Origin of the sequence: Acinetobacter nectaris CIP 110549 (genome assembly GCF_000488215.1) — a bacterium.
GTDB lineage: Bacteria > Pseudomonadota > Gammaproteobacteria > Pseudomonadales > Moraxellaceae > Acinetobacter > Acinetobacter nectaris.
Genome location: NZ_KI530723.1, coordinates 1 through 20,346, shown reverse-complemented (window position 1 = coordinate 20,346; position 20,346 = coordinate 1). Strand labels below are relative to the sequence as shown.

Annotated in this window: 14 protein-coding genes, 2 tRNA genes and 2 rRNA genes; 9 read left to right on the top strand and 9 right to left on the bottom strand. The window is 38.7% G+C overall.

The window, feature by feature from the left end:
- Nucleotides 1–117 precede the first annotated feature (117 nt).
- The 3 genes from pdxA to P256_RS06560 are packed head-to-tail and all read left to right on the top strand — an operon-like array spanning nt 118 to nt 2,778.
- Nucleotides 118–1,101: a 4-hydroxythreonine-4-phosphate dehydrogenase PdxA gene (gene pdxA / locus P256_RS06570; RefSeq protein ID WP_023272903.1), complete on the top strand. Its 984-nt coding sequence runs from the start codon at nt 118–120 to the stop codon at nt 1,099–1,101.
- Nucleotides 1,102–1,118: 17 nt separating this feature from the next.
- Nucleotides 1,119–1,931: a 16S rRNA (adenine(1518)-N(6)/adenine(1519)-N(6))-dimethyltransferase RsmA gene (gene rsmA / locus P256_RS06565; protein WP_023272902.1), complete on the top strand. Its 813-nt coding sequence runs from the start codon at nt 1,119–1,121 to the stop codon at nt 1,929–1,931.
- A 1-nt stretch (nt 1,932) separates the two neighbouring features.
- Complete coding sequence (locus tag P256_RS06560; protein WP_023272901.1) at nt 1,933–2,778, top strand: symmetrical bis(5'-nucleosyl)-tetraphosphatase; 846 nt, start codon at nt 1,933–1,935, stop codon at nt 2,776–2,778.
- A 27-nt stretch (nt 2,779–2,805) separates the two neighbouring features.
- Here the strand turns inward: P256_RS06560 and hflX are convergent, their stop codons facing one another.
- The gene (gene hflX, locus P256_RS06555; RefSeq protein WP_023272900.1) at nt 2,806–4,140 is read right to left on the bottom strand and encodes a ribosome rescue GTPase HflX; all 1,335 of its coding nucleotides are present in this window, start codon (nt 4,138–4,140) and stop codon (nt 2,806–2,808) included.
- Between the two features lie 80 nt (nt 4,141–4,220).
- Complete coding sequence (locus tag P256_RS13235) at nt 4,221–4,358, bottom strand: hypothetical protein (RefSeq protein ID WP_023272899.1); 138 nt, start codon at nt 4,356–4,358, stop codon at nt 4,221–4,223.
- A 173-nt stretch (nt 4,359–4,531) separates the two neighbouring features.
- On the opposite strand from P256_RS13235, the gene P256_RS06550 reads away from it, so the two are divergent.
- Entirely contained in the window at nt 4,532–5,338 is an 807-nt protein-coding gene (locus P256_RS06550) for a lysophospholipid acyltransferase family protein (protein WP_040331983.1), read from the top strand.
- A 7-nt stretch (nt 5,339–5,345) separates the two neighbouring features.
- Here P256_RS06550 and P256_RS06545 read toward each other — a convergent pair whose 3' ends face one another.
- A complete protein-coding gene (locus P256_RS06545; RefSeq protein WP_040331931.1) occupies nt 5,346–6,965 on the bottom strand; it encodes a phospholipase D-like domain-containing protein in 1,620 nt (539 codons plus the stop codon).
- 81 nt (nt 6,966–7,046) lie between these two features.
- Here P256_RS06545 and P256_RS06540 point away from each other — a divergent pair, with 81 nt between their 5' ends.
- A complete protein-coding gene (locus tag P256_RS06540; protein WP_023272896.1) occupies nt 7,047–8,063 on the top strand; it encodes a metallophosphoesterase in 1,017 nt (338 codons plus the stop codon).
- A 188-nt stretch (nt 8,064–8,251) separates the two neighbouring features.
- Here P256_RS06540 and polA read toward each other — a convergent pair whose 3' ends face one another.
- The 6 genes from polA to P256_RS06510 form a co-directional block, all read right to left on the bottom strand.
- Entirely contained in the window at nt 8,252–11,014 is a 2,763-nt protein-coding gene (gene polA, locus P256_RS06535; protein ID WP_040331982.1) for a DNA polymerase I, read from the bottom strand.
- Nucleotides 11,015–11,091: 77 nt separating this feature from the next.
- The gene (locus tag P256_RS06530; RefSeq protein ID WP_023272894.1) at nt 11,092–11,970 is read right to left on the bottom strand and encodes a mechanosensitive ion channel family protein; all 879 of its coding nucleotides are present in this window, start codon (nt 11,968–11,970) and stop codon (nt 11,092–11,094) included.
- An 8-nt stretch (nt 11,971–11,978) separates the two neighbouring features.
- Nucleotides 11,979–12,800, bottom strand: a complete 822-nt coding sequence (locus tag P256_RS06525) for a hypothetical protein (RefSeq protein WP_023272893.1) — start codon at nt 12,798–12,800, stop codon at nt 11,979–11,981.
- A gap of 244 nt (nt 12,801–13,044) precedes the next feature.
- Nucleotides 13,045–13,548: an anti-anti-sigma factor GigB gene (gene gigB, locus P256_RS06520; protein WP_023272892.1), complete on the bottom strand. Its 504-nt coding sequence runs from the start codon at nt 13,546–13,548 to the stop codon at nt 13,045–13,047.
- A gap of 117 nt (nt 13,549–13,665) precedes the next feature.
- A complete protein-coding gene (gene gigA, locus P256_RS06515; RefSeq protein WP_023272891.1) occupies nt 13,666–14,634 on the bottom strand; it encodes an RsbU family protein phosphatase GigA in 969 nt (322 codons plus the stop codon).
- A 106-nt stretch (nt 14,635–14,740) separates the two neighbouring features.
- Nucleotides 14,741–15,622: an MlaA family lipoprotein gene (locus P256_RS06510; RefSeq protein ID WP_023272890.1), complete on the bottom strand. Its 882-nt coding sequence runs from the start codon at nt 15,620–15,622 to the stop codon at nt 14,741–14,743.
- A 559-nt stretch (nt 15,623–16,181) separates the two neighbouring features.
- Between P256_RS06510 and P256_RS06505 the strand changes: the two genes are divergently transcribed.
- The 4 genes from P256_RS06505 to P256_RS06490 all read left to right on the top strand — a co-directional run.
- Nucleotides 16,182–17,718: ribosomal RNA gene (locus P256_RS06505) — 16S ribosomal RNA — on the top strand.
- A 59-nt stretch (nt 17,719–17,777) separates the two neighbouring features.
- Nucleotides 17,778–17,854, top strand: a tRNA-Ile gene (locus P256_RS06500).
- Nucleotides 17,855–17,895: 41 nt separating this feature from the next.
- Nucleotides 17,896–17,971: transfer RNA gene (locus tag P256_RS06495), tRNA-Ala, on the top strand.
- 371 nt (nt 17,972–18,342) lie between these two features.
- Nucleotides 18,343–20,346 (top strand): 23S ribosomal RNA (locus tag P256_RS06490); the annotation flags it as partial.

Sequence of the window (20,346 nt, the reverse complement as noted above, 5' to 3'; positions counted from 1 at the left end):
AAGTTATTTGAACAAAAAACTTGAGTTTTATTTATATAAATTCATAGGTCAATTTATTGAAAATAATATCTTCGTATAATATGGTAAATGTATATCAATATTGGGAGTTCGAAGCAGGTGAATAATCATCTAAAACCATTATATGTCACGAGTGGTGAGCCTGCGGGAATAGGCCCTGATATTTGCCTTACGTTAGCAAAACGTATAGATGAGCGACCAGTGGTTGTATTTGCAGATATTTTCTTGTTAGAAGCGCGTGCTGAAAAACTCAATATAAATGTCAAACTCACTTTATATGTGGGTCAAACAAGCCCATCTGAAGAAAATGAACTATATGTTGAACATATCGCACTCACAGAGCCTGTGGTTGATGGACAGTTAAATCCTAAGAATGCGGCATATGTCATAGAGCAACTGAAACGCTCAGCAGTATATGCACTAGAGAAAAAGAGTGTTGGTGTTGCAACAGCCCCAGTTCAAAAATCTGTGATTAATGATGCAGGTATTGTGTTTAGTGGGCATACGGAATACTACCAAGAAATAGCAGGTGTTGAGCGTGTTGTGATGATGCTTGCAACTAAACAACTTAGAGTGGCATTGGTGACGACACACTTACCTTTAAAAGATGTTGCAAGTGCCATTACAGCCACACGTTTAACGCAAGTAATTGATATTTTAATTCAAGATTTAAAAGAAAAATTCAAAATTAATGCGCCTCGTATTTTGGTTTGTGGCTTAAATCCACATGCAGGAGAGGGAGGATATCTGGGTACAGAAGAAATTGAGGTGATTGATCCTGTATTAAAAAGCTATCAAGAAAAAGGTGAAAAAATTAGCTTAACTTTGCCTGCAGATACATTATTTACACCATCACACTTAAAAAATGCAGATGCTGTTTTGGCAATGTACCATGATCAAGGCTTACCTGTGTTAAAATCACAAGGTTTTGGTGAAGCGATTAATATTACGTTAGGGCTTCCTTTTATTCGTACTTCTGTTGACCATGGTACTGCACTGACATTGGCAGGCACAGGTCAGGCAAAAGCTTCGAGTTTACATGTAGCTGTAGACCTTGCTTTACAGTTAGCATCTTCAAAATAATTTGTCGGAATGAGTGTATGTATCAAATTAATGCCTTAAACCCAAAAGAAGAGGGGCATAAGGCACGTAAGCGTTTTGGGCAAAACTTCTTACATGATCAACGTGTAATTGCGAAAATTGTTCGTGCCGTGAACCCACGAACAGGCGATAACCTTGTAGAAATTGGTCCTGGTTTAGCTGCGCTTACCTCGCCACTTATTGGTGAGTGTGATGCACTGACTGTTGTTGAATTAGACAGAGATTTGGCTGCTGGATTGCCTGAGCGTGTTCCATATCCTGAACGCTTAACAATAGTAGAAGCAGATGCTTTGAAATATGATTTTAATCAACTTTTAAAAGATGATAAGCCATTACGTATTGTAGGTAACCTTCCATATAATATTTCTACACCACTACTTTTCCACCTCTTGGAGTTCGGTGGTAAAGTCAAAGATATGCACTTTATGCTGCAGAAGGAAGTGGTTGATCGTATTACAGCAAAACCAAATACAAAAGAGTATGGTCGTTTGTCTGTGATGATTCAGTATTATTGTTCAGCAACTTTTTTGTTTGAAGTGCCTGCGGGTTCATTTAACCCACCGCCAAAAGTAACAAGTGCTGTATTTCGTTTAGAGCCTTATGCTCAGAAACCCATTATTGCAAAAGATGAAAAAGCGCTTTCAAGACTGGTGAGCCATGTATTTACGCAACGTCGTAAAACTTTGCGAAATAGTTTAAAAGGCATGTTAAGTGATGATGCTTTTGAAAAAGTAGGTATTAATCCTATGGCGCGTCCTGAAACTTTGACTCTTGCAGAGTTTGTTGCATTGGCTGATCACACGGTGGCATAAGATGAGTAAAACGAAGCGTTTTCATTATGTTATTGGTGATGTTCAAGGGTGTTTTAGTGCATTAAAGAACTTATTGCAAACGATTCAATTTGATGAAAAAAAAGATTTCATTTGGTTTGCAGGTGATCTTGTTGCACGTGGTGAAAACTCTCTAGAGACGCTTCGTTTTATAAAAAAAATGGTTGAAACAGGCTGTGCAGCAACAGTACTAGGTAACCATGACTTAACATTAATTGCATGTGCACGCGGTATTAAAAAAGCAAAAAGCAAAGACTATATCGATGCTATTTTAGCAGCAGATGATTGTGCTGAGTTGATTGATTGGTTGAGGAATCAGCCTTTGTATTTAGTGCTGAATAACAAGTCAGTAATGACACATGCAGGTATTCCACATATTTGGGATATAGAACAAGTACAAAAATATGCTTTGGAAGTTGAACAATTACTTCATCATAAAGATTTGAATAAATTAGATTTATTTTTAAAAGAAATGTATTCGAATCAGCCAGATACATGGTCAGATGAATTAACAGGCTATGCACGTTTAAGAGTGATTGTGAACTACCTTACCCGAATGCGTTTGATTGGAACTGATGGGCAGTTAGAGTTTCATTTTAAAGAGGGTTTAACAGACCCAATGCCTAAAGGTTTTGCCCCATGGTTTCATATTCAAGGGAAAGTAGAAAAAACGCATCAAATTTTCTTTGGTCATTGGGCTGCATTAGAGGGTAAGACCCATCATAAGATGGTTCATAATGTAGATGGTGGTTGTGTATGGGGTGGGCAAATGATTGCTTATCGTTTAGAAGATCAGAAAAAATTTAAAGTAGATAATCCTATAGAATAAAAAAGAGGAGATTACTCCTCTTTTTTATTAATGATGTTCAAGCTCAAAAGCTTCTAATGGACGTTTAAACTGTTGTGCAGCTTGACCTAAGATTTCATCAATAGGTAAGTGCAATTGTTTAATGGTCTGCTCAAGCTTATTGGGCGCAATGATGACTTTAAGCAGTAAATCACCACTGTCGTTGTAGTCTTCAGATTGTATAACATTTAAGTTATAGAGTGCTGTACGTAGCTTACCGTAAGCGGGCTTTAGAATGAGTTCAAAGCTTTGAATTTGTCCTAAAAGGCTTTCTTGCACAGCTTGTTTTAACAAGTCTAAGCCTTGTTGTGTATGTGCAGAGACATAGACACGCTCTGGTATATTTGGTGAAGCATAAATAATTTTTGCCTCTTCACCAGATTGGTCAATTTTGTTATATACCCTAAGAATAGGTACATCTGCACCAATCTCTTTTAAAACATCTTCTACCGCATCAATTTGCTCCATCATGTCAGGACTACTGCTGTCGATAACATGGAGTAAAAGTGTAGCTTCTAGCGTTTCTTCTAATGTTGCTTTAAATGATTCAACCAATGAATGGGGAAGGTCTCTTACAAATCCAACGGTATCTGCAAGAACCAATGAGCCAATACCATCCCAGTTTAAACGGCGTAGTGTTGGGTCTAAGGTTGCAAAGAGTTGGTCGGCTGCATAAACCTCGCTGTTTGCAAGAATATTAAACAGTGTCGACTTTCCTGCATTGGTATAACCCACTAACGATACAGTTGGGATAGCCGCTTTCTGGCGTGCAGCTCGACCTTGAATACGAGTTTGTCTTACTTTTTCAAGTTTATCTTTAAGCTGTCCCATTCTTACACGTAACAGCCGTCTATCGGTTTCAAGTTGTGATTCACCCGGACCACGTAAACCAATACCACCTTTTTGACGTTCTAAGTGAGTCCAACCACGTACTAAACGGGTAGAGAGGTGCTCAAGTTGAGCGAGTTCAACTTGTAATTTACCTTCATGGGTACGTGCACGCTGTGCAAAGATGTCTAGAATAAGTCCTGTGCGGTCAATGACACGGCATTTCAAGATTTTTTCTAGGTTGCGTTCTTGTCCCGGTGAAAGTGAATGATCGAAAATGACAAGCTCAGCTTCTCGCTCTTCAACAAGTGCTGCCAATTCTTCAGCTTTACCTGAGCCAATAAATAGCTTGGGGTCGGGTCTTTGACGTTGGGCAGTCACATTTTCTAGAATGTCAGCACCTGCTGACTTGGCAAGTAACTGAAATTCCTCGGCATCAAGATCTCTAAGCATTTGTACTGTTACATGGACGAGTATGGCGCGCTCACCGCCTTGATGACGATCAAAATATTCCACTTATATAATTACCTACGAAATGAGTTTAATGACAATGTTTTTGACATGTGAATGTAACATTAGCATCATTCAGAACGTACTTACAAGACTGATGAAAAAAACTTACATACCAGTAGAAATGAACCAAAATATAAGATTGAACAGCCTGCAATAATTCTAAGTTGATAAAATGCTTGTTTAGGTTTAGTTTTAAACTCTGCTTGATTGATTGTATTCATTGCCCATGTCTCCTGAATTTTATAGGATAATTTTATTTCAATTGGTAAAATAAATGAAATTGTAAAATATAATAGCTTTATTCGATTTCTTAGATGACAGGACTAAGTTTTTTACAGTGTAGACCATCTGTACTTTATAATGGCTTAGATTTTATGAATAGTTAACGATGATTATGGAACAAAAGATTAATACAGTAATAAAGTCTAGTAAGTCACGTTTAGGGCAAGCATTCCATTATGCAAAAAAAATAGGTAGTGGTGTATCTGCAATCGGTGAAGGCTTTTATGTTGTTTATAAAAATCAGCTTTATAAGTCACCGAATAACCCAGAAAATACACAGTATGTGCAATGGTTCTGTCGCAGAATGTGCAAAGTATTTAATGTTGATGTACAAGTACATGGTGAACAACAGCATCATGCAGCACTATGGGCAAGTAATCATGTTTCTTGGTTAGATATTCCTGTTTTAGGCTCAAGTGCACGCGTATTTTTTCTTGCAAAAGCAGAGATTGAACAATGGCCAATTTTTGGAAAGTTGGCGAAAAGTGGAGGAACACTTTTTATTAAGAGAGGCTCTGGAGATTCATCTAAAATTAAAGAGCAAATTACCGATTTCTTAAAAAATGATGTTCCTGTTTTATTCTTTCCTGAAGCAACGACATCAGATGGTACACATATTCAGCGTATTCATGGTCGTATTTTAGGTGCAGCAGTTGATGCGCAGAAACCTATTCAAGTTGCTCTTATTTGTTATGTGAATCAGGATGGAACACTAGACAAAACGACACCTTATGTTGGTAAAATTTCACTTGCAGAGCATCTCAAAAAAGTTGTTGAAATGCCTAAAGTTACTGCACATGTGATGTTTTTACCTGAAATTGATGTAGCAGGCCATACTGTTGAAACGCTTACAAAGAAAGTGCAGGTTGTGATGAAAGAGGGACTTTTACACTTACATCAACAGGTCTTAAAAAAGTAATTCTATGTTACATCATGCCTTCTATTGGCAGCCATGAAATCATTTGAAGCCCATCATGCTGCCACCAAGACATTTTAGGTTCTTTGGTAAATATGATTGAACCTGTTGGTATTTGCTTTGTCCATGTAATTTTATTATCAGGTGTAAGTTTGAGTTGATAGCTATAGGCATCAATATTTTGTGATAGGGTTTCATGAATTTCATTTGCAAGTGTTGGGCTATTGAGTAATACCCCTATTTCAGAATTTAATTTGGCAGATCGAGGGTCTAAATTAAATGAGCCTATAAAGACTTGGTCATCAACTGCCATCATCTTTGCATGTAGGCTAGAACGGCTTAAGCTTTTTAAACTAATTTTTGCTTCTCTAGATAAGCTTCTTGTATATGGTTTAAGGTCTTTATAGTTTAGAACAGGAAGAAACTCATAGAGTTGAACACCATTTTTGAGTAGTTCTTGTCTATATTTAGAGTAAAAAGCATGAACAAGCCAAACATCATTAGCTTTAAATGAGTTTGTGAGTACACGTACCTGTACGCCTTCTTTAGACATTTTACTTAGCATATCTGTTCCTTTTTGTTCAGGAACAAAGTAGGCAGATACAATATCTAAATGTTTTTTGGGTTGTTTGAGGTAGTGGCTAAGTTGAGTTTGTAAATATTCATTGGGCTGTGCTGTACCATGAATTTTACTTGGCGCATCGCTTACAACCTCTGCCTTTACCCAATCAAAATTTAATTCATTATGCAGCCAATAGTCAAAATCATCAGAATGGTTGGCAAGGTTTAAATAGTTTTGTACCGAGACTTGTTTGTAGTAATTGGTAAGTTGACTTTTTAAACTGTCATACCTGAGGCTATGTTGTTGGGGATTAACTAATTGCCGAACAGGGTAGGCATATGAATCATTCCAATATTCATCAAAAGTATGAGAAATATTATCAACCGATTGTCCGACAAGCATGACATCAATATCTGAAAACTGATAAGTATCACTTGTAAAATAATATTGATTACTCATGTTTCGCCCACCAATTAAAGCAATTTGGTTATCTACGACGAAACTTTTAATATGCATGCGACGATTAATTCTTTTTAAATCGAGTAGCATATCTAAAGGGCGAAAATTACGGTATTTATATGGATTATAAAGTTTGACTTGAATATTTACGTGCTGATCTAGCGCAAGAAAAATACCTTCCATTTTTTTTGCATTATTGTCATCTATGAGTAAGCGAACTTTAACACCGCGGTCGGCAGCTTTAATAATATCGTATAATGCGAGTGCACCTATTTTATCATTGTCCCAAATATAGTACTGAATATCTAAAGTTTTCTGTGCTTTATTGATGAGGCTTAAACGTGCAGCAATTGCTTCTAGTGGGTCAAATAAAACATGATAGCCTGTGAGACCAGGGTTTTCTTGACGTAGTGGTGTTATAAGTTTTGCCAACGCGGTATTTGATGTATCAAAGCTACGACTATATGTTGGCTGTGTTGCTTTGAGTGGTGGTAAGGTGCTACATGCATTGAGACCAAATAAGATACTTAAACCCATAATCATTGTTTTTATATGATTTGATTTGAATAGGCAGATATGGGTTGAGTATTTTTTTATTTGTTTGGGCATGATATCAGTAAGTAGTTATTAATCAGTGGGTCTGTTCATTATAGCGAAAAGCACTTAAAGTGAGCTGATCTGAGAGTATATATGTGGAATTCTAATTCAATTCATGATTTTTTGAATATTATTTTTGTGATTGTTGCTGTATGGGCAGTGATTCAGGCTTGGAGAAGCCAAGCAAAAACAGAAACAATTCATCCATTTAAAGCTTTTATACATTTATCAGTTTTTTATCAGTCATATTTACTTTTTCCACTCCTATTATGGGTGTTTTCTACTTTTTATCTAGGTAGTATTTCAATTGCAACGGCTTTAATATCTATAGTGCTAATTGGTATATTAATTTATGCACGCTTTATTGAGCCAAACTGGTTGTGTGTTAAGCATACAACGTATGCTTTTAATGACGATAACGATAAACATGAAAAGAAGCCTTTTAAAATTGCATTGATTGCAGATTTACATATAGGGTTATTTTCAGGTCATGAGGCACAGCTACGTAAAATTGTTCAAAAAATTAATATTGAAAAACCTGACATTGTTGTTGTTGCAGGCGATTGGACATATGAGCCTGAAAGTAGTTTAAAAGAAGAGTTAAATATTCTTAAAAATATTGAGGCACCTGTTTACTCTGTTTGTGGCAATCATGATGAGGAATACCCAGGGCCACCAATTCAACAGCTTCTAAGTCATGCACTTTATCATAATGAGGTGATGGATATTGAAGGAAAAATCATTGAGTTTGATCAGTTTAGACTCATTGGTATTGGTGATTTATGGGCTGGTAAATCAGAGATGCGCTTCATGCCAGATTTACCACAAGATAAACCATGGATTATTCTTTCACATAACCCTGATACTGTAGAAATGGTACCTCAGCTTCCGATAAAGCCATTAATGCTTGCAGGGCATACACATGGTGGGCAAGTCGAATTGCCATGGTTTACGAATTATATGATGAAGAAGGCATCTATTTTAGGACATAAGCGTGGTTTGTATCGGCATAGAAATGCAGATGTTTATGTGACTGTGGGTACGGGTATGGTTGGTGTACCATTCCGTTTTCGTGTAAGACCAACGATCGATATTATTCAGCTTGTATAAATAAAAAAAGGTCTAACTTCAGAAAGAAGAAAGACCATACAGTATAAACTTATTGACTGGAGATTTACTCAATAAGCTGTTTCACTCAAGGCTGAGATATAGCACAGCAACTGTGCTATATCATTTATCCTAACATAGGAATAGATAAGCTGATTATTTGTGCAATGTTTTGTTGCATTAAAATCTGCTTAATGTGCTTCATCCCAGTTATTGCCCAAGCCAACCTCTACATCTAGAGGTACAGAAAGTTTTAGTACAGACGACATGACTTCTTTAATTTGTGGGATAAGCTGATCGACATATGCAGGGTCTGCTTCAAATACGAGTTCATCGTGTACTTGTAAAAGTAGCGTTGCTTGTTCTTTAGGAATGTTTTTATCTACTTCAATCATTGCAAGTTTGATGATGTCGGCAGCGCTTCCTTGTAATGGTGCATTAATGGCAGCACGTTCAGCCCCTTTTCGCACCATGACATTTCTAGCATTAATATCAGGTGTATAGAGTCTACGTCCCAGTACAGTTTCAACAAAGCCTTGTTCTAAAGCGACTTGTCTTGTACTTTGCATATATTCATAAATACCTGGATAGCGGTGAAAGTATTGTTTGATATATGCGCGGGATTCTTCACGCGTAAAGCCGAGTTGACGTGTCAACCCAAATTCTGACATGCCGTAGAGAAGTCCAAAATTAACAGCTTTAGCTTGACGGCGCTGATCAGATGTAACCTCATCTAGAGCAATACCTAAAACTTCGGCCGCAGTACGTTGGTGAATATCCTGTCCATTGTTAAAAGCATCTATCAGTGCTTCATCTTGTGAAAAATGAGCCATTAGACGTAATTCTATTTGTGAATAATCGGCAGCAAGAATGACTTTTCCTTGAGGTGCAATGAATGCTTTACGGATTTGTCGACCAATTTCTCCACGAATGGGAATATTTTGTAAGTTAGGATCTGATGATGAAAGGCGACCAGTTGCTGTATTCGCTTGGTGATAGCTTGTATGAACACGCATGGTATCTTTATTTGCTTGTTCAACTAAACGATCTGTATAAGTACTTTTGAGTTTGGCTAATCCCCGATGCTCTAATATAATTTCTGCGATAGGGTGCTCTAATTTTTCTAAAACACTTTCACTTGTACTATATTGCCCTGACGCTGTTTTTTTCCCACCTTTTACACCAAGCTTATCGAAGATGACCTCTCCAACTTGTTTTGGTGAGGAAATATTGAAGCTTTCTCCAGCAATTTCTATGGCTTTTTCTTCTAGAGACTGCATGGTAATGGAAAACTCACCACTTAATTTACTTAGAAAATCAGGGTCAAGTTGAATACCTACTTCTTCCATTTGCGTAAGTATTGAAGCAACAGGCATTTCTACATTGTGTAAAATATTCAGAAGTTCGGGAGAGTCCTTTAGCTTTTCATTGAGCACTTCATATAAACGCCATGTTACGTGTGCATCTTCAGCTGCATAGTGTCCAGCAATACTTAATTCGATTTGATTAAATGTTTTTTGCTTTGCACCTTTACCTGCAATTTGCTCAAAAGTTGTATTTAAGTGACTCAAGTACAAACGAGCAACGTCATCCATACCATGACGTGTTGCTGTTGAATTAAACACATAAGATGCAAGCATGGTATCAAAATACCAACCTTGTAAATGGATACCATGGTTAGAAAATATATGAGCATCATATTTTAGGTGATGACCAATTTTTTTAATGTTTGGGTTTTCAATAATCGGTTTAATTTCTTGCAGTATCCGATCTCGGTCTAACTGCATCGGTGCATTTTCGTAATCATGTACAAAAGGAACATAGTAGGCATCTTTTGAATCAAATGCGATTGAAAAACCAACCATTTCTGCAAAACGATAATCTAGATGAGTCGTTTCTGTATCAATTGCGAACTTCTCAGCATTTTGCATGCGTGTGAGTAGGGGGTTCCAGTCATCTTGGGTCAGCACTGTATGGTAAGTTGATTGCCCTAGTTGGTCATCTTGACTTGTTGCAGTTGCTTGGTCTATATCATTCTGAGTTGTGACTGCATCTTGTTTTACAATGGCTTGAGTATTTTGTTTATAGGTTTTGCTATTTGGATTGTTGGGATGATCTAAAGATTGCAGCTGATTACGAAACTCTAATTCGGTATAAAGCTTACGTAACTCATTGGTATTTGGGTTCTGAAGTTCTAAGTCATTCCATTCTAATGATAAATCTAAATCGCAAACAATGCTTGCGAGTTGATGGTCAATAGCAATTGTTTCTACATGCTCTTTTAGATTTTTTCCAACTCGACCTTTAATATTATCTACATTTTCTAAAATACGTCCTAAGCATTCGTATTCATTGAGTAGCTTCGCAGCGGTTTTTGCGCCAACACCAGGCACACCCAAAATCCCATCAGATGCATCACCCATAAGCGTTAAATAATCGATGATTTGATGTGGCCATACGCCAAATTTTTCAAATACGCCGTCTACATCAAGAACACGCTCTTTAAAACTGTCTTCAAGTTTAACACGTTCATTGACAAGCTGTGCCATATCTTTATCTCCTGTAGAGATAAGCACATTATGACCTTCTTTTTCAGCATGTTTGGTTAGGGTTCCAATGACATCATCGGCTTCTGCACCTGCAAGAGAATATAAAGGAATACCTAAAGCACGAATGAGCGCATGTAAATATGGAATTTGCTCTGATAAGTCATCAGGCATTGCAGGACGATCACCTTTATAAATAGGAGAAAGTTGATGGCGAAATGTTGGTTCAGGAGTATCAAAAATGACAGCCATATGCGTTGGCTCAATGCGGCGCATTAATTTTTGAATCGCAGCAATCGCTCCTCGAATCGCATTGGTGTGCAGTCCTGTCGATGTCGTAAGAGGAGGAATAGCATGATATGCTCGAAATAAAAAATAAGACCCATCAACCAAAACAAAAGGTGGCATCATAACTTCCTCAATAAAATCTCATTATATTTTACGTGAAAAAGTTTAATGATGCAGGGGATATCTCGAATTAATACTTAAAGGTCGGCGCGTAAATTTGTAGCTGCTAATTCAGCTTCATTAACAAAGCCCATTTTAGGCACAGGAATTTCAATTTGGTGCTCAATGAAGCTATTACGAATCCGTTCTAAGATTTCATCTTTTACTTGAACATAGTGAGATTGATGACACCAAACTGTAAAAGTAAGTTCAATGGATGACTCTGCAAACTCTGTTACAGCGACATGTGGTTTAGGGTCATCTAAAATAAGTGTATGATACTGCGCTGTCTGAGTTAGCACTTTTCTAACTTTGGATAAGTCTTCGTGGAATGTAACAGGCAGTGTGACAGGAATTCTTCGAATAGGATATTTGGAAAGGTTATATACAGGTGTTCGAATAAGTTGTTCATTTGGGACGCGAATATAAGTATTATCCATAGTCAGTAATTTTACTGAAAGTAAATCAATAGAAATGACTTCACCTTCAATAATTTGACCACGTATTAAAGACATTTGAATCACATCACCAATTTCAAATGAACCTTCACCAATTAAAAATAAGCCACTAATTAAGTTTGTTGCAGATGTTTGTGATGCAAAACCTAATGCAACAGTTAAAATGCCTGCTGCACCTAAAAATATACTCACCTTGAAACCCGCTTCTTTTAAAGCAGCAATAATAAAGAAAATAAAGATTGTATAAAAAATACCGCGTCGCCATACCATTCTTTGATGCGCATTGAAACGTAAACCAATCGTACGAATAAACGTATTCGATATTAAACGTGCTGTAATAAAGCCAATGAGTCCAAGAATAGCAGCAATAAAGAGTTCGCCAATTCTATCTAGATTAATTGCAGTAAAAATTGCTTTAAGACTTAAAATAATATCCTGAGGAATTTGTGTCTTATCCATGAGGTATCCTAGAAAAATGAGTCGAACATATTAAATAAAACACCACCGGGTGACCTTGGTGCATGCATATAAGTTACTTCACCTGCGCGAGGAGGGGTTCTATTTTCTATTTTTATACGTGGTGGTCGATCTGATGAGTCATGAACAACTTTGATATGAGATGTCCATAGTCGATTGGTACTTTCGCTGAAAAATAATGGTAAGGCGACAATAGGTACATTCATACGATCAAGGCGTAATTGTTCATGACTCGTATTATGAAAAACAATAGGAGTAACAGCTCGAAAAGCTTTTGGTTGTAGTCTTTCTAGCTCAGTTCGACCATTCACTTCTGTTGCATAACATAATTCGCCTGTTCTTGTATCAGGCCCAAACCAAGTTTCTTTGGGTTGAATGACAGGAATATCAAATAAAGGCTCTTTATGCCCTTCAGCAAAACCAACAATCCATAGAGGGGTACTAATATAAAGAAGGCCCTTTTGTCCTGCTGGAATATAAATTGGTTCTATAGGGCGAATAACAACAGAATGATCAGCTAAACGTGGCATGAGCTGAAATTTATCCTGAGTTTTTCTAAACATATAACGTTCTATATGTATTGGCTCAGGCAATAAAAATGTTGGGTCTGTAATTTCTCCCCAAGTTTGCTCATCATCTTGCTGGCGAATAGGTCGGTGATATTCCATACGCCATTCTTGTGCATGACGTGTAATTCGCAGAAGTAATGATCCAAATTGCCATGTTCGTGCTTGGTTAAGCTCAAATTGATACTCTCCCCACCAGTGGATATCAGGGGTAAGGATTTCTGCTTCATCTAAAATGGCTGGCACAAGATTTCCTTTTAATTTTTTGAAGCCCATTTATTTGATCATGAAAATATATTTTAGAAGAGTAGATATTGTTGCATAACATGAGTCAAAAAGAATGGTATTTCTTTACAAAGAACAGTTATTTAAATTTAACAATATTGTATGTTTTATATTTAGATATTCATGATTTTATTTAGCTAAACCCTACAAAAATATATTATTTTGTTGAATTATAGGGTTTAGTTTAGATTTTTTAGTAAAGCACTTAAACTTTTTCTTGCTCTTTTTCTTTTTCAAGCTGTTTTACGAGTGGTTCAAAAATATTGTGGTTACTTTGGTTAAGTTTACAAAGCGTTTTATGCGCATCTAATACAGTTGTTAACATTGATTTTTGATTTGCATCTTCATCAGGCAATGCTTTGGTACATACCTTTGTTTCTTCGCTGCATGTTAAAATTGCAAATACCTGACCTAACCCCATACTATTTGCTAGGGTTGTAATATCTGGGTTTGTAGATAGCATAACACTTTGAATATTATGCATCTGTTTAAGCTTTAACCCTAACTTTGCTAAAATACCAAGAACAGTACTATCGATAAACGTAGTTTGGGTTAAATCTACAACTGCACTGACGATATTAGTAGACTGTTTTTCAATCTTACCCAATAGTTTGTCTAGACTTATGCAAGATTGCGCGCGCACTTCACCAATGATTTTAAAAAAGTGTGTGCCATTCAAACTTGCATATTCAACATGACCTGTTGACATATATATGCCATTTCTTGAGAAGGATTAGCCAATTATCCCATAGCATATAAGGATACTCAATAGGGAGGTCGACTAAAGTAAAATTCTATAAATATATACTACTGATTTATAATAAATTTATTTCTTCCTACGCAATGTTAAAATAGCAATATCATCTGCCACATGTTCAGGTGCTTCAAAGGTTTGATTCTGTAGATGTTGAATAAGTTGTTGAAGTTGATCATTTAATCCTCCCTCAAATGGTTCGAGTGCACCATCAGAGCAAACCATAAATCTTGCATTTTTAGATAAAGTACATTCGAACTCTTCAACTTCTAAATCTTCAGTTAAACCTAGTGGAAAGCTACTTGTATTTAAAATGATAGGTGGCTCATTTTCATTAAACAAAATTGCAGGTGGGTAGTGTCCTGCACTAGACCAACGCAATTGATGCGTTTCAAAATTTAAAATACCTGTAATCATTGTAATATGTTTTTCAATATTCTCTTGAACAAGCATCCCATTTAATTTTTTAATTAATGATCGGGGTTTTTTAGAGCGCCCATGAAACGCTGCCATCCATGATGTTAATAGACTACTTGCAACACCATGACCTGAAACATCTGCAAGATAAAACATTATTTCTTGGTCATTAATTTTCCAATAATCATACCAATCACCAGATAAGTATGCGGATGGCTGAAAAAATGACTCTATTTTATAATTTGGAACATCAATATCATCAGGTAAAAGTTTCTTTTGTAAAACAGCTGCGGAGGGGAGGTCTCTACTATCTTGGTTCCTTTTATATTGAGCATCAATTTTACCCAATTGTTTTAATGGATCTTTAGGTATTTTATGCCATACCCAACCGGCTAAAGCACCAGCTTGCCATGCTTCTGCTAAAGCAGAACCTTCATGCTCATAGGCAAGAACAATTGTAGGAAAGCTCCATTTATATGTTAAAAAATCTTGCACATCTGCAATGGCAAGAATATTTTCGTCATACTGAGAAAGCTCATCTACCTGAATCATATGTATATCTGGCAATGCCTGAATTACACTCTCTAGATGAGATACAGTGCGAGTGGGTTGAATAAAGTACATAATAAATAAAGATTATATGCCTAAATGATAAAAAGGAAAGAAAGGTGCAACATGACATAGTATATGTTACACCTATCACTCTGACTATATAGGAAACTTACATTAACTATTGCGCTGAATTTGTACTTGAATCGCTATCATCACTTACAAAAGAAACATCTTGATCAGCTTTGCCTTGTTTTTCTGCAATGACAAATTTCTTGCGTTGTAAATATAAATCACGAATTGCGGCATATTTATCGCCTTGCAAGGTACTATCTAAGTCTAATAAGCTACTTCTTGTATTAATTGCGCCCAGTGCAGCATCAGACCAAAATAACTGATCTGAATCTTTAAAAAGATATTGTTGTAACTTTGCTTGACTATCTGCAATGAGTCCAACACCATCTCGCAAAGTACTTGGACCAAAAAATGGCAACATTAAATAAGGCCCAGATGGTACGCCATAATAACCTAAAGTAGTTCCTAAACTTTCTTCATTATTATTTAAATTAATTCGTCTAGCTGGATCTGCAAGACCTAAAGTCGTTAAAGAGTTGAAAGCAAAACGACCTAGAGTTTTTAGTGCAACCATAGGTTTCCACTGAATTGTTTGATTAACAGCATTCCAAGGCTCATTTAAATTACTTCTAAACTGCGAATATGATCCACGTACAGTTTCAGGTACTTTTAAACTGTATTGCACAGCAATCGGGCGTAAAAAATGTGTATCTAGGAAATCATTAAATACATAAACCTTTCTATTAAACCCTTGGAATGGATCTTTAATACTATCAGGTTGATTAGCATTTGCATCAACTCTCAAATCTTTAGAAAAATGATGTAAATGGTTCTTAAAACCGAAGAAGTCACTTTCTGATGAATATGTACTACTATTATCTTTAGTTAAACTTTGTGATTGTTCAGCATTGGTCTGTGCATATAAAGTTGAAGATGCTGTTATAGATATAAGTAAGGACGCCCACAATTTATAAGATTTATGATGCATGTAAATTCCTGAAAGACGTTATAAACATACAGGTAGTGTATAACAAGCAAAACAAGATGTGGGTAAAAACATAAAATAGCATATTAAATAAGCTGAAAAATAGAATTCTGTCTATATTTTATTCTATTGATAAATAAATTGGAAATAAATTGGAAATAGGGGTTGTGTTTGGAATGTATTGGTCTATAATGCGTATCCATCGGCGGTGATGTTGAAAGAAACTTCTTAGTAAACAGTAACTTAGTTGATTGGTTTAAGATTTAGTTCTTAGATTGATTAAAGTTAGGTTTGATTAAGAAGATAAAAATCTTTCAGATTACAGTTGACTTTCTTTAAAAAGAGAGTAATATAGCCGACCTAGCTTGCTGATGACGAATCAGTGATGCGAATCATTAATAGAATTGAAGAACAACTTGTGTGGATTTTTACTGAGTGATCACTGAATATATTTAAGATTCATTGATTAAAAGTAGAAATTTACTCGAAAATTTATTTGAGAGCGAATATTTTTGCTAGTGATTAATGAGCCAGATTGATTCCCTTAAGGAATTAATGATTTTAACTGAAGAGTTTGATCATGGCTCAGATTGAACGCTGGCGGCAGGCTTAACACATGCAAGTCGAGCGGGGGATTGTAGCTTGCTACATGACCTAGCGGCGGACGGGTGAGTAATACTTAGGAATCTGCCTATTAGTGGGGGACAACGTTCCGAAAGGAGCGCTAATACCGCATACGCCCTACGGGGGAAAGCAGGGGATCTTCGGACCTTGCGCTAATAGATGAGCCTAAGTCGGATTAGCTAGTTGGTAGGGTAAAGGCCTACCAAGGCGACGATCTGTAGCGGGTTTGAGAGGATGATCCGCCACACTGGGACTGAGACACGGCCCAGACTCCTACGGGAGGCAGCAGTGGGGAATATTGGACAATGGGCGCAAGCCTGATCCAGCCATGCCGCGTGTGTGAAGAAGGCCTTATGGTTGTAAAGCACTTTAAGCGAGGAGGAGGCTTACCTGGATAATACCTAGGATAAGTGGACGTTACTCGCAGAATAAGCACCGGCTAACTCTGTGCCAGCAGCCGCGGTAATACAGAGGGTGCAAGCGTTAATCGGAATTACTGGGCGTAAAGCGCGCGTAGGTGGCCATTTAAGTCAAATGTGAAATCCCCGAGCTTAACTTGGGAATTGCATTCGATACTGGGTGGCTAGAGTATAGGAGAGGAAGGTAGAATTCCAGGTGTAGCGGTGAAATGCGTAGAGATCTGGAGGAATACCGATGGCGAAGGCAGCCTTCTGGCCTAATACTGACACTGAGGTGCGAAAGCATGGGGAGCAAACAGGATTAGATACCCTGGTAGTCCATGCCGTAAACGATGTCTACTAGCCGTTGGGTCCTTTGAGGACTTAGTGGCGCAGCTAACGCGATAAGTAGACCGCCTGGGGAGTACGGTCGCAAGACTAAAACTCAAATGAATTGACGGGGGCCCGCACAAGCGGTGGAGCATGTGGTTTAATTCGATGCAACGCGAAGAACCTTACCTGGCCTTGACATACTAAGAACTTTCTAGAGATAGATTGGTGCCTTCGGGAACTTAGATACAGGTGCTGCATGGCTGTCGTCAGCTCGTGTCGTGAGATGTTGGGTTAAGTCCCGCAACGAGCGCAACCCTTTTCCTTACTTGCCAGCATTTCGGATGGGAACTTTAAGGATACTGCCAGTGACAAACTGGAGGAAGGCGGGGACGACGTCAAGTCATCATGGCCCTTACGGCCAGGGCTACACACGTGCTACAATGGTCGGTACAGAGGGTTGCTACACAGCGATGTGATGCTAATCTCAAAAAGCCGATCGTAGTCCGGATTGGAGTCTGCAACTCGACTCCATGAAGTCGGAATCGCTAGTAATCGCGGATCAGAATGCCGCGGTGAATACGTTCCCGGGCCTTGTACACACCGCCCGTCACACCATGGGAGTTTGTTGCACCAGAAGTAGATAGTCTAACCCTCGGGAGGACGTTTACCACGGTGTGGCCAATGACTGGGGTGAAGTCGTAACAAGGTAGCCGTAGGGGAACCTGCGGCTGGATCACCTCCTTAACGAAAAGGTGAGACTTGGTAAGAATCCACAACAAGTTGTTCTTCGGTATATTATCTGAGGGTCTGTAGCTCAGTTGGTTAGAGCACACGCTTGATAAGCGTGGGGTCACAAGTTCAAGTCTTGTCAGACCCACCAAAGACTAGAAGATAATGTACAATTCGAAATGATTTTAAGCTGGGGACTTAGCTTAGTTGGTAGAGCGCCTGCTTTGCACGCAGGAGGTCAGGAGTTCGACTCTCCTAGTCTCCACCATGATTTTAATCAGATTGATATTTCAATTTAATTAAAGTTAAGCTAATAAATAAGCAAACAGCTTATTTGCTTATAGAGTTTAGTAGAAAGATTGCGTATACTACGCCACCTTGATATTAACCTCTGTGAGTAATCACAGTACATGACCTGACGAAGGCATGTTAAATCATTAACAGATTATTCAATTTGAGTCTGAAATAAAATTGTTCACTCATACATTTTGAAGCGTTTTAATTGAAATTTTAATTAATTTCACATTAAAGCAACTTGAAATGAGATGAGAACTAGCAAATTAACTGAATCAAGCGTTTTGGTATGAGATTGAAGCTGTACACCTTGAAGTTCGCGTAAGCGACTGTTTGGGGTTGTATAGTCAAGTAATTAAGTGCATGTGGTGGATGCCTTGGCAGTCAGAGGCGATGAAAGACGTAATAGCCTGCGATAAGCTCCGGGGAGGCGGCAAATATCCTATGATCCGGAGATTTCTGAATGGGGGAACCCACTTACCATAAGGTAGGTATCAATAACTGAATACATAGGTTGTTGAGGCGAACGAGGGGAAGTGAAACATCTCAGTACCCTTAGGAAAAGAAATCAATTGAGATTCCGTCAGTAGCGGCGAGCGAACGCGGATCAGCCCATTAAGTTATCTAAGTTTTAGTGGAACACTCTGGGAAGTGTGACTATAAAGGGTGATAGTCCCGTACACGAAAGGGCTTAGATAATGATATCGAGTAGGGCGAGGCACGTGAAACCTTGTCTGAATATGGGGGGACCATCCTCCAAGGCTAAATACTCCTGACTGACCGATAGTGAACCAGTACCGTGAGGGAAAGGCGAAAAGAACCCCTGTGAGGGGAGTGAAATAGATCCTGAAACCGCATGCATACAAGCAGTGGGAGCATATTTATTATGTGACTGCGTACCTTTTGTATAATGGGTCAGCGACTTATATTCAGTAGCGAGGTTAACCGTATAGGGGAGCCGTAGAGAAATCGAGTCTTAATAGGGCGTTTAGTTGCTGGGTATAGACCCGAAACCAGGCGATCTATCCATGAGCAGGTTGAAGGTTGGGTAACACTAACTGGAGGACCGAACCCACTGTCGTTGAAAAGCCAGGGGATGACTTGTGGATAGGGGTGAAAGGCTAATCAAGCCTGGTGATAGCTGGTTCTCCCCGAAAGCTATTTAGGTAGCGCCTCGGACGAATACCATAGGGGGTAGAGCACTGTTTCGGCTAGGGGGTCATCCCGACTTACCAAACCGATGCAAACTCCGAATACCTATGAGTACTATCCGGGAGACAGACTGCGGGTGCTAACGTCCGTAGTCAAGAGGAAAACAATCCAGACCGCCAGCTAAGGCCCCAAAATCATAGTTAAGTGGGAAACGATGTGGGAAGGCATAGACAGCTAGGAGGTTGGCTTAGAAGCAGCCATAATTTAAAGAAAGCGTAATAGCTCACTAGTCGAGTCGGCCTGCGCGGAAGATGTAACGGGGCTAAAACTATGTGCCGAAGCTGCGGATTTACGCATTAGCGTAAGTGGTAGGGGAGCGTTCTGTAAGCCGATGAAGGTGTGTTGAGAAGCATGCTGGAGGTATCAGAAGTGCGAATGCTGACGTGAGTAACGATAAAACGGGTGAAAAACCCGTTCGCCGAAAGACCAAGGGTTCCAGTCCAACGTTAATCGGGGCTGGGTGAGTCGACCCCTAAGGCGAGGCCGAAAGGCGTAGTCGATGGGAAAATGGTTAATATTCCATTACTTCTGTGTAATGCGATGAGAGGACGGAGAAGGTTAAGTCAGCCTGGCGTTGGTTGTCCAGGTGGAAGACAGTAGGCATGCATCTTAGGCAAATCCGGGGTGCTCTATGCTGAGAGTCGATAGCAAGTAGGTTTACCTACGAAGTGGCTGATACCATACTTCCAAGAAAAGTCTCTAAGCTTCAGTTACACAGGAATCGTACCCGAAACCGACACAGGTGGTCAGGTCGAGTAGACCAAGGCGCTTGAGAGAACTCTGCTGAAGGAACTAGGCAAAATGGTACCGTAACTTCGGGAGAAGGTACGCTGCTGATGGTGATGGAACTTGCTTCCTGAGCTGTCGGCAGCCTCAGAAACCAGGCCGCTGCAACTGTTTATTAAAAACATAGCACTCTGCAAACACGAAAGTGGACGTATAGGGTGTGATGCCTGCCCGGTGCTGGAAGGTTAATTGATGGGGTTAGCGTAAGCGAAGCTCTTGATCGAAGCCCCAGTAAACGGCGGCCGTAACTATAACGGTCCTAAGGTAGCGAAATTCCTTGTCGGGTAAGTTCCGACCTGCACGAATGGCATAATGATGGCGGCGCTGTCTCCAGCAGAGGCTCAGTGAAAT

Coding starts and splice junctions, on each gene's coding strand:
- gigB (WP_023272892.1), bottom strand. CDS start 13,548: ATGTCAACAGGTCATGTTGAATATGCAAGTTTGAATGGCACACACTTT.
- P256_RS06545 (WP_040331931.1), bottom strand. CDS start 6,965: ATGCCCAAACAAATAAAAAAATACTCAACCCATATCTGCCTATTCAAA.
- polA (WP_040331982.1), bottom strand. CDS start 11,014: ATGCCACCTTTTGTTTTGGTTGATGGGTCTTATTTTTTATTTCGAGCA.
- P256_RS06540 (WP_023272896.1), top strand. CDS start 7,047: ATGTGGAATTCTAATTCAATTCATGATTTTTTGAATATTATTTTTGTG.
- P256_RS13235 (WP_023272899.1), bottom strand. CDS start 4,358: ATGAATACAATCAATCAAGCAGAGTTTAAAACTAAACCTAAACAAGCA.
- P256_RS06550 (WP_040331983.1), top strand. CDS start 4,532: ATGGAACAAAAGATTAATACAGTAATAAAGTCTAGTAAGTCACGTTTA.
- gigA (WP_023272891.1), bottom strand. CDS start 14,634: ATGTACTTTATTCAACCCACTCGCACTGTATCTCATCTAGAGAGTGTA.
- rsmA (WP_023272902.1), top strand. CDS start 1,119: ATGTATCAAATTAATGCCTTAAACCCAAAAGAAGAGGGGCATAAGGCA.
- P256_RS06560 (WP_023272901.1), top strand. CDS start 1,933: ATGAGTAAAACGAAGCGTTTTCATTATGTTATTGGTGATGTTCAAGGG.
- P256_RS06530 (WP_023272894.1), bottom strand. CDS start 11,970: ATGGATAAGACACAAATTCCTCAGGATATTATTTTAAGTCTTAAAGCA.
- P256_RS06510 (WP_023272890.1), bottom strand. CDS start 15,622: ATGCATCATAAATCTTATAAATTGTGGGCGTCCTTACTTATATCTATA.